The organism is Pseudomonas sp. LBUM1653, from assembly GCF_059716115.1.
This window is the reverse complement of record NZ_CP166803.1, coordinates 4,763,703-4,778,766: the sequence shown is the minus strand read 5'-3', so window position 1 is coordinate 4,778,766 and position 15,064 is coordinate 4,763,703. Positions and strand designations below refer to the sequence as shown.

Annotated in this window: 14 protein-coding genes; 2 read left to right on the top strand and 12 right to left on the bottom strand. The window is 58.8% G+C overall.

All coding sequences use genetic code 11. The features are described 5' to 3' along the window. Positions 1–20: 20 nt before the first annotated feature. The 11 genes from ACA054_RS21480 to ACA054_RS21430 form a co-directional block, all read right to left on the bottom strand. Complete coding sequence (locus ACA054_RS21480) at positions 21–695, bottom strand: NuoB/complex I 20 kDa subunit family protein (protein ID WP_007946424.1); 675 nt, start codon at positions 693–695, stop codon at positions 21–23. A 10-nt stretch (positions 696–705) separates the two neighbouring features. After that, complete coding sequence (locus ACA054_RS21475; RefSeq protein ID WP_003223812.1) at positions 706–1,119, bottom strand: NADH-quinone oxidoreductase subunit A; 414 nt, start codon at positions 1,117–1,119, stop codon at positions 706–708. 559 nt (positions 1,120–1,678) lie between these two features. Further along, positions 1,679–3,004 carry an isocitrate lyase gene (gene aceA, locus ACA054_RS21470; protein ID WP_497686061.1) on the bottom strand — a complete coding sequence of 442 codons (1,326 nt, stop codon included), beginning with the start codon at positions 3,002–3,004 and terminating at the stop codon, positions 1,679–1,681. A 459-nt stretch (positions 3,005–3,463) separates the two neighbouring features. Then, positions 3,464–4,240 carry a secretin N-terminal domain-containing protein gene (locus ACA054_RS21465; protein WP_497686060.1) on the bottom strand — a complete coding sequence of 259 codons (777 nt, stop codon included), beginning with the start codon at positions 4,238–4,240 and terminating at the stop codon, positions 3,464–3,466. A 224-nt stretch (positions 4,241–4,464) separates the two neighbouring features. Next, a complete protein-coding gene (locus ACA054_RS21460) occupies positions 4,465–4,890 on the bottom strand; it encodes a GNAT family N-acetyltransferase (protein ID WP_497686059.1) in 426 nt (141 codons plus the stop codon). Next, entirely contained in the window at positions 4,883–6,052 is a 1,170-nt protein-coding gene (locus ACA054_RS21455; protein ID WP_497686058.1) for a ribosomal protein uL16 3-hydroxylase, read from the bottom strand. Before ACA054_RS21455 ends, ACA054_RS21460 begins: the two co-directional genes overlap by 8 nt. A gap of 86 nt (positions 6,053–6,138) precedes the next feature. Further along, on the bottom strand, positions 6,139–7,509 hold the full coding sequence (purB, locus tag ACA054_RS21450) for an adenylosuccinate lyase (protein ID WP_007940861.1): 1,371 nt from the start codon (positions 7,507–7,509) through the stop codon (positions 6,139–6,141). 124 nt (positions 7,510–7,633) lie between these two features. Then, positions 7,634–8,257 (bottom strand): high frequency lysogenization protein HflD, encoded by a 624-nt coding sequence (gene hflD, locus ACA054_RS21445; RefSeq protein WP_272602829.1) that lies wholly within the window; start codon positions 8,255–8,257, stop codon positions 7,634–7,636. Then, positions 8,254–9,387 carry a tRNA 2-thiouridine(34) synthase MnmA gene (gene mnmA, locus ACA054_RS21440; RefSeq protein ID WP_497686057.1) on the bottom strand — a complete coding sequence of 378 codons (1,134 nt, stop codon included), beginning with the start codon at positions 9,385–9,387 and terminating at the stop codon, positions 8,254–8,256. Before mnmA ends, hflD begins: the two co-directional genes overlap by 4 nt. Before the next feature lie 59 nt (positions 9,388–9,446). After that, positions 9,447–9,893, bottom strand: coding sequence for an NUDIX hydrolase (locus tag ACA054_RS21435; protein ID WP_497686056.1), 447 nt, complete (start codon positions 9,891–9,893; stop codon positions 9,447–9,449). A gap of 208 nt (positions 9,894–10,101) precedes the next feature. After that, positions 10,102–12,327, bottom strand: coding sequence for an NADP-dependent isocitrate dehydrogenase (locus tag ACA054_RS21430; protein ID WP_497686055.1), 2,226 nt, complete (start codon positions 12,325–12,327; stop codon positions 10,102–10,104). 494 nt (positions 12,328–12,821) lie between these two features. Here ACA054_RS21430 and icd point away from each other — a divergent pair, with 494 nt between their 5' ends. Continuing rightward, positions 12,822–14,078, top strand: coding sequence for an NADP-dependent isocitrate dehydrogenase (gene icd / locus ACA054_RS21425; protein ID WP_497686054.1), 1,257 nt, complete (start codon positions 12,822–12,824; stop codon positions 14,076–14,078). Between the two features lie 81 nt (positions 14,079–14,159). On the opposite strand, the gene cspD is transcribed toward icd, so the two are convergent. Continuing rightward, the gene (cspD, locus tag ACA054_RS21420; RefSeq protein WP_497686053.1) at positions 14,160–14,426 is read right to left on the bottom strand and encodes a cold shock domain-containing protein CspD; all 267 of its coding nucleotides are present in this window, start codon (positions 14,424–14,426) and stop codon (positions 14,160–14,162) included. A 224-nt stretch (positions 14,427–14,650) separates the two neighbouring features. Between cspD and clpS the strand changes: the two genes are divergently transcribed. Continuing rightward, positions 14,651–15,034, top strand: a complete 384-nt coding sequence (gene clpS, locus ACA054_RS21415; protein WP_020799529.1) for an ATP-dependent Clp protease adapter ClpS — start codon at positions 14,651–14,653, stop codon at positions 15,032–15,034. Positions 15,035–15,064: the final 30 nt, after the last annotated feature.

Here is a 15,064-nt window from a genome sequence, read left to right as displayed (position 1 = left end):
TAAGAAGAAGCAGATCTGGATCAGACTTCGTCGGGGCTGCGCAGGTTGGTGACTGCGATTCGCTGTTCGCGGCGCTTTTCCTTTTCCGAAGGCATCTCGGCGCGATACACGCCTTGATCACCAACGACCCAGGAAAGCGGACGACGCTCCTGTCCAATCGACTCCTGCAACAGCATCAAGCCTTGCAGGAAAGCTTCAGGGCGGGGCGGGCAGCCAGGCACGTAGACGTCCACGGGCAGGAACTTGTCCACCCCTTGAACGACAGAGTAGATGTCGTACATGCCACCGGAGTTGGCGCACGAACCCATGGAGATGACCCATTTGGGTTCGAGCATTTGCTCGTAGAGACGCTGAATGATCGGCGCCATCTTGATGAAGCAGGTACCGGCGATAACCATGAAATCCGCCTGACGCGGCGATGCCCGGATAACCTCGGCGCCAAAGCGCGCGATGTCGTGGGGCGCCGTGAAGGCGGTGGTCATTTCCACGTAGCAGCACGAAAGACCGAAGTTATACGGCCACAGGGAGTTCTTGCGCCCCCAGTTGATCGTGCCGTTAAGCACGTCTTCGAGCTTGCCCATGAAAATGTTTTTGTGGACTTGATCTTCTAACGGATCGGAAACGGTTTCCCGTTCGCCAATCGGATACTGCTCGTTAGGAGCATCGGGGTCGATCCTGGTGAGATTGTATTGCATTGCCAAAGCCTCATTGTTTCAGCTTCGCTTGCCGCTTACGACGAGCTTCCGGAGCCCAGTCAAGGGCGCCCACTCGGAATAGGTAGACAAGGCCTGCCAACAGAATTGCTATGAAAACGAGAGCTTCGACGAATCCGGTCCAGCCGCTTTCGCGGACGGACACAGACCATGCAAAGAGAAAGAGGGCTTCGATATCGAAGATCACGAAGAGCATCGCGACCAGATAGAATTTGGCTGAGAGCCGCAAGCGGGCGCCACCTGTAGGTAGCATGCCGGACTCGAACGGTTCGTTTTTGCTGCGGCCCCAGGCTTTTGACCCGAGTAGGCTGGAAACGCCCAGCATGAAGGCACAGAGGCCGACCACGCCTAGAAGGAAAATGGCAAAGCCCCAGTTGTGGGCCATGAGTCCTGTCGCTTCGGGCATGCTGGTAATCCTTAACAGAGAGCAAAGGTCTCTGAGCTTGAAAAAGTAACAACGCAGTGACGATATGTCGCAGCAATCAATCCCGCTGATTTTATGGCTAAACACCCAGCAAGTAAAATTCCTATAGCGAAATTATTTATAGGAATAAGGACATAGCGAGCGGCAAAAGCGCCGTAGCCCTTGCGTTGCGGGCATTAGCCGGCATTTCGGGAATTATGTTTTGTAGGGAATGTAACGAATATAGTTTTGGCTAAATGATAATCAATATTGTTTGTGGCGGTTTTCAAACTGGTTATCGGGTTTATGGTTGGGAAGTTGTCTTATATGCGCGTAACTGTAGGAGCTGACGAGTGAAACGAGGCTGCGATCTTTTGATCTTGCTTCTAAAAAAAATCAAAGGATCGCAGCCTCGTTTCACTCGTCAGCTCCTACAGGGTTTTTGGGTGTTCACGAAATTGCAGGCAAAAAAACGCCCCGAACCAGTCGGGGCGTCAGATGTGCAGCGCTGCGGTTAGCTTTCTATGGGGCCCGCAGCGGCTGATGTCTCAGGCGAAGCAGATCAGTGGAACTGTTCTTCTTCAGTCGAACCGGTCAGTGCGGTAACCGAAGACGAGCCACCCTGGATCACGGTGGTCATGTCGTCGAAGTAGCCGGTGCCCACTTCCTGCTGGTGCGCCACGAAGGTGTAGCCCTTCGATGCGTCAGCGAACTCTTGCTCTTGCAGCTTCACGTAGGCAGTCATGTCGTTGCGGGCGTAGTCGTGCGCCAGGTTGAACATGCTGTGCCACATGTTGTGAATGCCGGCCAGGGTGATGAACTGGTGCTTGTAGCCCATGGCGGACAGTTCGCGCTGGAACTTGGCGATGGTCGCGTCGTCCAGGTTTTTCTTCCAGTTGAAGGAAGGCGAGCAGTTGTACGACAGCAGTTGGTCCGGGTATTCCTTCTTGATCGCTTCAGCGAAGCGACGAGCCTCGTCCAGGTCTGGCTTGGCGGTTTCGCACCAGATCAGGTCGGCGTACGGTGCGTAGGCCAGGCCGCGAGCAATCGCCTGGTCGAGGCCGGCGCGCACTTTGTAGAAACCTTCCTGGGTACGTTCGCCAGTCACGAATGGCTGGTCGTACGGGTCGCAGTCGGAAGTCAGCAGGTCAGCCGCGTTAGCGTCGGTACGCGCCAGGATGATGGTCGGAGTACCGGCAACGTCGGCCGCCAGACGGGCAGCGGTCAGCTTCTGTACGGCTTCCTGGGTAGGAACCAGTACCTTGCCGCCCATGTGGCCGCATTTTTTCACGGAAGCCAGTTGGTCTTCGAAGTGAACGCCGGCGGCGCCTGCTTCGATCATGCTCTTCATCAGCTCGTAGGCGTTCAATACGCCGCCGAAACCGGCTTCAGCGTCAGCCACGATGGGCGCGAAGTAGTCGATGTAGCCATCGTCGCCCGGGTTCTTGCCGGCTTTCCACTGGATCTGGTCGGCACGACGGAACGAGTTGTTGATGCGCTTGACCACGGTTGGAACCGAGTCCACCGGGTACAGCGACTGGTCCGGGTACATCGATTCGGCGGAGTTGTTGTCCGCAGCTACTTGCCAGCCCGACAGGTAGATCGCCTGGATACCGGCTTTGACTTGTTGCACAGCCTGGCCGCCGGTCAGGGCGCCCATGCAGTTGACGAAATCTTTATCAGGACGGAAGGATGGCTTGGCGCCCTGGGTGACCAGGTTCCACAGCTTCTCGGCGCCGAGTTTTGCAAAGGTGTGCTCAGGTTGAACCGAGCCACGCAGGCGGACGACGTCAGCAGCGGAGTAAGCGCGTGTCACGCCTTTCCAGCGTGGGTTTTCAGCCCAGTCTTTTTCGAGGGCTGCAATTTGCTGTTCGCGTGTCAGTGCCATGGAGATAAACCTCGTCGCGTCTTGTATGAAAAGTTGTTCTGCGGTGGAAAATTCCTGCGCTCGCTGACCAGAAGCTTAGGCGGTCAAGTCGGGTTCGGCGGGGATGGCGACGGGATGAACGATGGGCTCGAGGGGAAGTGAGCAGGTAAAGGCGAACTGCGGGCGCATTCGGGCATCGTGGGCCTTGGTACGAACATCAGTGTGGTGCCGGGTTACCTAATTACGCTTCCGTCCCTCGGGACAACTTCGTTCCAGTCGGCAACCTCGTCAAACACACCTTGTGGGCGGTACAGACACGAAGCGGTTCGCGGGGTAGGTGCGAACATCGCCTCGAAGGCCCTTGCCAGGGCCCCTGATTAGCGGGAGCGAGGCCATCATGCCTTCGCTTTTTTGCCTCGTCAAACGTTTTGTAGTGCTTTTTTTCAAGCACTACATCTTTGGTCTAATACGACTTGGCAGTCAGTTTTTGGTGTCTTGGTCCAAAGTATCGACTTTCACTCGCAGGGTCATGTCATCGCGTCCCTGGGTCGAGTAGCTGCGGGTCAGGCCCTGTTTGTCGGCCTGTGTCTGGCGATTCACCCCGGCCAGCAGGATCCATTCGCCCAGGCGGCCGGTGACGGTTGTGTCGGTGCTTTGCACGTTCACTACATCGGGACGTTCCTGGCTCATGCGGTCACGGTTGGTACTGATCGACAGATGGACGATCTCACCGGTGACGTTGGCGGTCACGTAAAAGCCCTGGGTGACGTTGCGGTACACGGTCTGGCTGCGCAGGTCACCGTAGCCGTCGGTCTGGGTGCTGGTCAGCGGTACGCTCTGGCCGACCTGGATCAGCGCCGGCATGCCGTCGGTGGCCTGGATTTGCTGGATGCCACCCTCGCGGCTGGCGGTGCTGCGGTTGATGATGCGGGTCTGGCTGGGTCTGGCGCCGTTGACCGAGTAACCCTGATCGCCCTGAACGTTGTTTTCGTTGGTGTCGACGGTGATCAGCAGGCGTTTGGGCGCGGTATCGAGTTGGCCGATCAGGGCCTTAAGTTCGTCGATCTTGCGCTGATCGGCGTTGACGATGAGCTGATTGCCGTAGGCGCTGACCTGGCCGTCCTTGCCGATGAAATCCTGCGCCACCGGCAACATGTCGGCACTGGTGTGGTAGTTCAGCGGCACGATTTCGGTGGCTGCCATGAGCGAAAAACTGCAGGTCACCAGCAGTGTGGTGAGCAGGGTGCGTAGGGACATATCCGTTATCTCCGCAATCAAAGTCTTGATATTGCCAGTTTGTCGGCCAGGGTTGGCGCTTGTTGAATCCTAGACAGCAAAACGCCCCGGCATCGGGTGATGACGGGGCGTTTTGTGGTGCGCCTACTGGCCTCTTCGCGAGCAGGCTCGCTCCCACATTGGTTTTGCGTCGTTCGCAAATCAACTGTGGGAGCGAGCCTGCTCGCGAAGGTCGCGACTCGGTCTCAAGTCGAATGCCGGACCATGTCCACATGCGGAATCCCTGCTTCCAGGAACTCCTCACTGACCATGTGAAAGCCCAGGCGCTCATAGAACGCCGTGGCTTGCACCTGGGCGCTGAGCTGCTGCTGCTTCAGCCCGCGCTCTTCGGCTTCGCCGATTACCGCGTGCATCAGTGCATCGCCGACTTTCAAGCCGCGCCAGTCCTTGAGTACCGACACCCGGCCGACGTGACCGTCAGGCAACAGGCGGGCGGTGCCAACCGGAAAGTCGCCTTCAAGGGCGAGAAAATGCACGGCCGTCACATCATCGGCATCCCATTCCAACTCGGGTGGCACGGATTGCTCGGCGACGAACACCGCTTCACGAATGCGCCGGATCTCGGCGTTGTCTTTCTGCCAGTCTGCGACACGTACGTGAATCTTATTCATCGGCAAACCCCAGGCTTCCTTGCTTGACCAGTTCGCACAGCAGGCCGCGGCCGTCTTCGTCGGTCAACCAGTCACCCAGGTTGTCGACGTGCAGTGCGTCGGCGGCGCAGATCATCTTCAGCAGTTCGCGCAGCTTGCCCGGCAGGTAACGGCTCTGGCCGCTGGCGAACAGCAGCAGGTCGTCATCGACTTCCGACCAGGCCAGGCGCGCGCTCGGGTTGCGGATCAGCACGGCGCCTTGCTCGAGCGCGCCGAGTACGTCGTCTTCTTCGAGGTCTTCCGGGCCGACCACCAGTTCCGGGTAGCGTGGCTCGGTCATGAACTGGCCGAACCAGGTCAGCAGCAGGCGCTCGTCACTCATGTGTTCGGCCAGCAGGCCTTTCAAGCGATCGAGGGCGTCGTGCTGGATCTGGTGCGGATCGACCGCAGGCAGGGCGTCGGCGTCGGTGTAGCGCTCTTCGTCCGGCAGGAACTGGCTGAGGAAGTCGGTGAAGTGGGTAAGCACTTCAGCGGCGCTCGGTGCGCGGAAACCGACGGAGTAGGTCAGGCAATCGTCGACGGCCACGCCGCAGTGGGCCAGGCGCGGCGGCAGGTAGAGCATGTCGCCCGGTTCCAGCACCCATTCATCGGTGGCTTCGAAGTCGGCGAGGATGCGCAGGTCCGCGTGTTGCAGCAGCGGGCTTTCGGAGTCGCACATCTGGCCGATTTTCCAGTTGCGCTTGCCGTGGCCTTGCAACAGGAACACGTCGTAGTTGTCGAAGTGCGGACCGACACTGCCACCAGGGGCGGCGAAGCTGATCATCACGTCGTCGATGCGCCAGCTCGGCAGGAAGCGGAAGTTTTCCAGCAGTTCGCTGACTTCCGGCACGAACTGGTCAACGGCCTGCACCAGCAGGGTCCACTCGCGCTCCGGCAATTTGCTGAATTCATCCTCGGCAAACGGACCGCGACGCAATTCCCATGGGCGCTCGCCGTTCTCGATGATCAGGCGCGATTCGACTTCTTCTTCCAGCGCCAGGCCGGCCAGTTCGTCGGCATCGATCGGGCTTTCGAAATCGGGAATCGCCTGACGGATCAACAGCGGTTTTTTCTGCCAGTAGTCGCGCAGGAACTCGCGTGCCGTGATGCCGCCCAGAAGTTGAAGAGGAATGTCAGGATTCATGTGTAACCTATTGAAAAAAAGCACTTTTCATACGGGAATAAAAACGCCCGGCGCGGCCGGGCGTCTTAAAAGGGTCCAGCGGTGGATCAGATGCGTTTGGCTTGCGCTACAGCGTTGCCGATGTAGTTCGCCGGGGTGAGCAGTTTCAGCTCGGCCTTGGCCGCGGCTGGCATGTCCAGGCCGTCGATGAAAGTTTGCAGCGCTTCAGGGCTGATGCCCTTGCCGCGGGTCAATTCTTTCAGCTTTTCGTACGGGTTTTCGATGTTGTAGCGACGCATGACAGTCTGGATCGGCTCGGCCAACACTTCCCAGCAGGCGTCCAGGTCGGCGGCAATCTTCTGCTCGTTGAGCTCCAGCTTGCTGATGCCCTTGAGGCTGGCTTCGTACGCGATCACGCTGTGGGCGAAGCCGACACCGAGGTTGCGCAGTACGGTGGAGTCGGTCAGGTCGCGCTGCCAGCGGGAGATCGGCAGCTTGCTCGCCAGGTGCTGGAATAGCGCGTTGGCGATGCCCAGGTTGCCTTCGGAGTTTTCGAAGTCGATCGGGTTGACCTTGTGCGGCATGGTCGACGAGCCGATTTCGCCAGCAATGGTGCGCTGCTTGAAATAACCCAGGGAGATGTAGCCCCAGATATCACGGTCGAAGTCGATCAGGATGGTGTTGAAACGCGCGATCGCGTCGAACAGCTCGGCAATGTAGTCGTGCGGCTCGATCTGCGTGGTGTACGGGTTGAAGCCCAGGCCCAGCTCGTCTTCGATGAAGGCGCGGGCATTGGCTTCCCAGTCGATCTCAGGGTAGGCCGACAGGTGAGCGTTGTAGTTGCCGACAGCGCCGTTGATCTTGCCCAGCAGTGGAACGGCAGCGACTTGAGCGATCTGGCGCTCCAGGCGGTAAACCACGTTGGCCAGTTCTTTGCCCAGGGTGGTCGGCGAAGCCGGTTGACCGTGGGTGCGCGACAGCATCGGCACGTCGGCGAAACGGATGGCCAGTTCGCGGATGGCGTTGGCGGTCTGGCGCATCAGCGGCAGCATCACGTCATCACGGCCTTCGCGCAGCATCAGGGCGTGGGACAGGTTGTTGATGTCCTCGCTGGTGCAGGCGAAGTGGATGAATTCGCTGACCTTGGCCAGTTCCGGCAGTTTGGCCGCTTGCTCTTTGAGCAGGTATTCGATGGCTTTTACGTCGTGGTTGGTGGTGCGCTCGATCTCTTTGACACGCTCGGCGTGCTCCAGGGAGAAGTTTTCCGCCAGGGTGTTCAATACCGCGTTGGCTTCGGCGGAGAACGCCGGCACTTCGCTGATGGCGGGGTGAGCGGCCAGGCGCTGGAGCCAACGCACTTCAACCAGGACGCGGGCACGGATCAGGCCGTACTCGCTGAAAATTGGGCGCAGGGCCTGGGTTTTGCCGGCGTAGCGGCCGTCAACAGGGGAAACCGCAGTGAGCGAAGAGAGCTGCATGGGGTGTTCTCGGACAGTCGGGCAACGAAATGGGGCGCGTATCATACATGAAAAAATCCGCCGGTCCGTCGCCAACTGACCGGCGTATTACGCGTATTGCTAAGTTCGGTGCTGTCGATGCGGGTTATTCGTTACGCATCAATGGGTAAAGCTCTTTCAGCAATTTGCGCCGGCTGATCACCAGCTGCCAGCGATGACCGCCCAATTGCCGCCACAGGCGTGCCGAACGTATGCCGGCCAGCAGCAGGGCGCGAATTTTCGAGGCGTTGCTTGGTTGCTGCAGGTTGCGCATGTCGCCGTGCACCTGAATGCGTTGGCGCAGAGTACTCAGGGTGTCCTGATACAGTGCGCCGCACGCGGCGATCACGTTTTCGTGGGCCGGACCGAAGTGCTCGACCTGGGACTGAATCTGCGGCAGGCGCTTGCCGATGATCTCCAGCATGTCCTCGCGCTTGGCCAGCTGGCGCTCAAGGCCCAGCATGGCCAGTGCATAACGCAGTGGTTCGCGCTGCAGGGCGCTCGGGTCGCGTTCGAGGGCGCCGATCAAGGCGCGATAGCCTTCGCGCAGGTTGATATCGTCGCCGCCATAGACTTCCAGGGTGTCCTTGGGATCGCGAATCAGCAGGCTGCCGAGCATGCAGGTCAGGCCGGCCTCATTGGTCTGGCCGGTCTTGGCGATCTTGTCGACCAGCACGGCGGCCAGGAATACGCCGCCCAGTGCCGTCAGTTGCTCCTGGGTCGGGCTCATTGGGCCTGGCCTTTGCTGGTCCAGGGTTCCGCAATTTCGATGACGCCGCCACCCAGGCAGATCTCGCCGTCGTAGAACACCACGGATTGACCAGGAGTGACCGCGCGTTGCGGGTCATCGAAGGTCGCGCGGTAGCCGGTAGCGGTCTTCTCGAGCGTGCAGGGCTGGTCGCTCTGGCGATAACGAACCTTGGCGGTCAGCTTGCGTGGCTGGCTCAGGTCGATCGGGTTGACCCAATAGATATCCGAAGCGAGCAGGGCGCGGGAGAACAGCCACGGGTGATCGTTACCCTGGCCAACGATCAGCTCGTTGTGTTCCAGGTCCTTGATCAGCACGTACCACGGCTCGTCGCTGGCGTCTTTCAGGCCGCCGATGCCCAGGCCCTGGCGTTGGCCGATGGTGTGGTACATCAAGCCATGGTGGCGGCCGATGATTTCACCTTCGGTGGTCTTGATCTCGCCCGGTTGCGCCGGCAGGTATTGCTTGAGGAAGTCGCTGAAGCGGCGTTCGCCGATAAAGCAGATGCCGGTGGAATCCTTCTTTTTCGCGGTCGCCAGCTCGTATTTCTCGGCAATTGCCCGAACCTGCGGTTTTTCCAGCTCGCCGACCGGGAACAGGGTCTTGGCAATCTGTTCGCCGCCGACGGCGTGCAGGAAGTAGCTCTGGTCCTTGTTCGGGTCCAGGCCCTTGAGCAGTTCGGTGCGGCCGTCGATGTCGCGGCGGCGCACATAGTGGCCGGTGGCGATCAGGTCGGCGCCGAGCATCATGGCGTAGTCGAGGAACGCCTTGAACTTGATCTCGCGGTTGCACAGGATGTCCGGGTTCGGCGTGCGTCCGGCCTTGTATTCGGCCAGGAAATGCTCGAACACGTTGTCCCAGTACTCGGCGGCGAAGTTGGCGGTGTGCAGCTTGATGCCAATCTTGTCGCACACGGCCTGGGCGTCCGCCAGGTCGTCCATGGCGGTGCAGTATTCGGTTCCGTCGTCTTCTTCCCAGTTCTTCATGAACAGGCCTTCCACCTCATAGCCCTGCTCGATCAGCAGGAGGGCGGAAACGGAAGAGTCCACGCCGCCGGACATGCCGACAATGACGCGCTTCTTTTGTGTGTCAGAAGGGGCTGGATCACGCATAGGGATTCAATGAGTGTCTTGAAAAAGGACGCGATTCTAACAGGCTCCAGCCTGCAAGGCTAAAGAGAAGGACGGATCAATTCGAGTCCGAAGTGTTGACCGCTTAGATAGTCGTCGATGCAGCGGATGATCAGCTCGCTGCGCCAGTTGTCGCGCTGCCCGATTAATTCCTCGCGGGTCAACCACTTGGCGCCGACGATGCCTTCGTCCAGTTGATACTCGGGGTGATGTTTCAGCGGTTTGGCGATGAAGCAGACCCGTTGGTAGGTCACGCCGTTGCTCGGGGCGGTATAGAGATAAATGCCCAGTACGCCGGTGGGTTCGACGTCCCAGCCGGTTTCCTCGAGGGTTTCGCGCACGGCGGCTTCGGTCAGGGTTTCGTTCGGGTCCAGGTGGCCGGCAGGCTGGTTGAGCACCACGCGTCCGTGCTTGAGTTCCTCGACCATCAGGAATCGGCCGTTGTCTTCGACGATGGTGGCGACGGTGATGTGGGGTTTCCAGTCCATAAGTTTTCCTTGATGTTGAAATGCTGTCCCTGTGGGAGCGAGCCTGCTCGCGAAGGCTGTGGGTCAGCCAGCATTGATGTTGAATGATAAACCGCCTTCGCGAGCAGGCTCGCTCCCACAAGGTCCGGTTTCGACAGATAAATTTGTGTGGATTCTGAAAACACAAACCCCGGCACATGGCCGGGGTTTGTGATGTTCCCTTACAACCTTAAACCAACGCTGCAACCGCCGCGTTGAAAGTTGCGCTCGGGCGCATGGCCTTGCTGATCAGCTCGGCATCGGCGTGGTAGTAACCGCCGATGTCCACTGGCTTGCCCTGGACAGCGTTGAGCTCGGCAACGATGGTCGCCTCGTTCTCGGTCAGGGTCTTGGCCAGGGTCGCGAACTGCGCTTGCAGTGCAGCGTCTTCAGTCTGGGCGGCCAGGGCTTGAGCCCAGTACAGCGCCAGGTAGAAGTGGCTGCCGCGGTTGTCGATGTTGCCGACTTTGCGCGATGGCGACTTGTTGTTGTCCAGGAACTGGCCGGTGGCCTGATCCAGGGTCTTGGCCAGAACCAGCGCCTTGGGGTTGTTGTAGGTCACGCCCAAATGCTCAAGGGAAGCGGCCAGGGCCAGGAACTCGCCTAGGGAATCCCAACGCAGGAAGTTTTCTTCCAGCAGTTGTTGCACGTGCTTCGGAGCCGAACCGCCAGCGCCGGTTTCGAACAGGCCGCCGCCATTCATCAGCGGCACGATCGACAGCATCTTGGCGCTGGTGCCCAGTTCCATGATCGGGAACAGGTCAGTCAGGTAGTCGCGCAATACGTTGCCGGTCACCGAGATGGTGTCCTTGCCTGCGCGAGTGCGACGCAGGGTGAACTTCATTGCGTCAACCGGTGCCATGATCTGGATGTCCAGGCCGGCAGTGTCGTGATCCTTCAGGTAAGCCTGAACTTTCTCGATCACCACGCCGTCGTGGGCGCGCATCGGGTCCAGCCAGAAAATGGCTGGAGTGCTGCTTGCGCGAGCACGGTTGACGGCCAGTTTGACCCAGTCCTGGATCGGCGCGTCCTTGGTCTGGCACATGCGGAAGATGTCGCCGGCTTCAACCGACTGTTCCAGCAGCAGGGTGCCATCGGTGCCGGTCACGCGGACAACGCCGTTGGTCTTGATCTGGAAAGTCTTGTCGTGGGAACCGTACTCTTCGGCTTTTTTCGCCATCAGGCCAACGTTCGGCACGCTGCCCATGGTGGTTGGATCGAAAGCGCCATTGGCCTTGCAGTCTTCGATGACCGCTTGGTAGATGGTGGCGTAGCAGCGATCCGGGATCACGGCCTTGGTGTCGTGCAGCTGGCCGTCGGTGCCCCACATCTTGCCGGAGTCACGGATCATCGCTGGCATCGAGGCGTCGACGATGACGTCGCTCGGCACGTGCAGGTTGGTGATGCCTTTGTCGGAGTTGACCATGGCCAACGACGGACGAACGGCGTAGACCGCCTGGATGTCCGCTTCGATGGCAGCTTGCTGCTCGGCAGGCAAAGCCTTGATGCGCGAGTACAGGTCACCGATGCCGTTGTTCAGGTTGAAGCCGATCTGTGCCAGCACGTCAGCGTGCTTGGCCAGGGCGTCTTTGTAGAACTCGGCAACGATCTGGCCGAACATGATCGGGTCGGAGACCTTCATCATGGTGGCTTTGAGGTGGACCGACAGCAGCACGCCTTGTTGCTTGGCGCTTTCGATTTCGGTCGCGATGAAGCTGCGCAGGGCGTTTTTGCTCATGACCGCGCAATCGAGGATCTCGCCGGCTTGTACGCTGGTTTTTTCCTTCAGGACGGTGGTGGTGCCGTCTTGAGCGATCAGTTCGATTTTAACGGCGCCGGCGGCGTCGATCAGGGCGGCTTTTTCGCTGCCGTAGAAATCACCGCTGCTCATGTGCGCGACGTGGGACTTGGAGTCCGCAGCCCAGGCGCCCATTTTGTGCGGGTGCTTGCGCGCGTAGTTCTTCACCGACAGCGGAGCGCGACGGTCGGAGTTGCCTTCGCGCAGTACCGGGTTCACGGCGCTGCCCTTGATCTTGTCGTAGCGCGCCTTGGCTTCTTTGTCGGCGTCGCTGCTCACGGTCTCCGGGTAGTCCGGCAGGGCGTAGCCCTGGGCTTGCAGTTCCTTGATCGCGGCTTGCAGTTGCGGAACCGAGGCGCTGATGTTCGGCAGCTTGATGATGTTGGCTTCAGGCGTAACGGCCAGGGCGCCCAGTTCGGCGAGGTGGTCGGCTACGGCTTTGTCGCCCAATTGCTCGGGGAAGCTGGCCAGGATGCGCCCTGCAAGAGAGATATCGCGGGTTTCAACGGCGATATCAGCCGAGGCGGTGAAGGCCTCTACGATAGGCAACAGTGAATAGGTGGCGAGGGCGGGAGCTTCGTCGGTGAAGGTATAGATGATCTTCGAGCGGGTGGGCATATTCGGATTAACTCTCTCTTCTTTGCTAAAGCGTGCGCAGAAACTCGAGGGGCGCCGGGTAAGCGCGTTCGTTCAAAGTCATCCATGAGCCGAATATCGAGATTTCGTTGCTGTGATGTTGGGTGCATCAGTAGGGCGTCAAGCAGCCGGGCTGCGGTAACAGGCCGGCCTATCAGGCGGAAAAGCTCATCATAGAGCAGTCCAGCCGTCGTGACCCTTTAGTCAGCGGGCGGCATTATACATAGGTAGCTGGCAATCTGCCGATGGTTCATACACAACGATTGTCGTCCATTGGTCTAAAGGTCGCAGGGACGAGCAAGGCGTAAGGTCATTCGTCGTGCTTGAGTTTGGCGCTTTTCCCTTTGCTTTCAGGCTTGTAGGTCGCAGGTAGTGTGGCTTTGCGGCATATGAATAGATCAGAGGGTTTGCGCGCCGATTTAACTGGGTTACGCTCGAACCAAGCCAGATGTTCAATCCAATCAATGGAGTTCAGCATGGGTTACAAGAAGATTCAGGTTCCAGCCGTCGGCGACAAAATCACCGTCAATGCAGACCATTCTCTCAATGTTCCTGATAATCCGATCATCCCGTTCATTGAAGGCGACGGCATTGGCGTCGACGTCAGCCCCGTCATGATCAAGGTTGTTGATGCTGCCGTGGAAAAGGCCTACGGGGGCAAGCGCAAGATTTCCTGGATGGAAGTCTATGCTGGCGAAAAGGCTACACAAGTCTACGACCAGGACACCTGGTTGCCCCAGGAAACCCTGGATGCCGTTAAAGATTACGTCGTCTCCATCAAGGGCCCACTGACCACCCCGGTCGGTGGCGGTATTCGCTCGCTCAACGTTGCCCTGCGCCAACAGCTGGACCTGTACGTGTGCCTGCGGCCGGTGGTGTGGTTCGAAGGTGTGCCAAGCCCGGTGAAAAAGCCCGGCGACGTGGACATGGTGATCTTCCGCGAAAACTCCGAAGACATTTATGCCGGTATCGAGTGGAAGGCCGGTTCGCCTGAAGCCACCAAAGTCATCAAGTTCCTGAAAGAAGAAATGGGCGTCACCAAGATCCGTTTCGACCAGGACTGCGGCATCGGTATCAAGCCGGTTTCCAAGGAAGGCACCCAGCGTCTGGTGCGCAAGGCCCTGCAATATGTGGTGGATAACGACCGCAAGTCGCTGACCATCGTGCACAAAGGCAACATCATGAAGTTCACCGAAGGCGCCTTCAAGGACTGGGGCTATGAGGTGGCGAAGGAAGAATTCGGTGCCGAGCTGCTCGATGGCGGCCCGTGGATGAAATTCAAGAATCCGAAAACCGGCCGCGAAGTCGTCGTCAAGGACGCCATCGCCGACGCCATGCTCCAGCAGATCCTGCTGCGTCCAGCCGAATACGATGTGATCGCCACGCTGAACCTCAACGGTGACTACCTCTCCGATGCGCTGGCGGCGGAAGTGGGCGGTATCGGTATCGCACCAGGTGCCAACCTGTCCGACACCGTGGCCATGTTCGAAGCTACCCACGGTACTGCACCGAAGTATGCCGGCAAGGACCAGGTCAACCCGGGGTCGGTGATCCTTTCGGCAGAAATGATGCTGCGTCACCTGGGCTGGACTGAGGCGGCGGACCTGATCATCAAGGGCACCAATGGTGCGATCAAGGCCAAGACCGTGACCTATGACTTCGAGCGCCTGATGGAAGGCGCGACGCTGGTCTCGTCTTCCGGGTTCGGTGAAGCACTGATCAAGCACATGTAAGCGAAAGACAGGCACACAAAAACCGCCCGATTCAGATGAATGAGTCGGGCGGTTTTTTTATGACTGGATGACGCTGCTGCGTTAAACCGTAACTGTCTGTTGCGTAGCAGGTGTGGTGGCATTCGTCGTATCGACAGGGGCGCCGATGTTGACGGCGTGCAGCCCTTTAGGCCCCTGGATAATCTCGAAGACAACGGCTTGCCCGGCTTTCAGGGTTTTATAACCCTCCATTTGAATGGCCGAGTAGTGAGCAAACAGGTCTTCCGATTTGCCGTCCTCGTTGATGAAACCGTAACCCTTGGCGTTGTTGAACCATTTAACCTTGCCGCTGACCTTGACACCTGACATACCAACTCCCTCTGCTACAGACTCCATCACTGGAGTATCATCCAGTACATCCGCAGTCACTTCTTAGAAAAAAAGTTGACTCCGCGGACCTTTTTTACCCACTGTGGGCTCTATTGGTTGTAACACCGTTTTGCCGATAGTCAAGCTGACCAGGCAGTCGGAGTTGAAATCGCCCAAGACCGCCCCCACCACTGTATTTGCACAACTGACGAACCTTTCTTTCCATGCATGCAATCAGCCAGATTCGACTAACATTCAATCAGGATCGCCCGACTCTCCAGAAAGATCGCCCGGAGGAACACGACGACGATTCCGCAGGCATTGCTGTTCAGGAGGCCAAGCCTGCTTTACAGGCGCCGCCGATGTACAAGGTGGTTTTGTTCAATGATGACTACACACCGATGGATTTCGTCGTCGAAGTGCTCGAGGTGTTTTTTAACCTGAATCGCGAGCTGGCGACCAAGGTCATGCTGGCCGTCCATACAGAAGGGCGGGCAGTATGTGGAGTGTTTACCCGCGACATCGCCGAGACAAAGGCCATGCAGGTCAACCAGTACGCCAGGGAAAGCCAGCATCCGCTACTCTGTGAAATCGAGAAGGACGGTTAATCGCCGACCACTTGGGTATGAGGTGAAGCT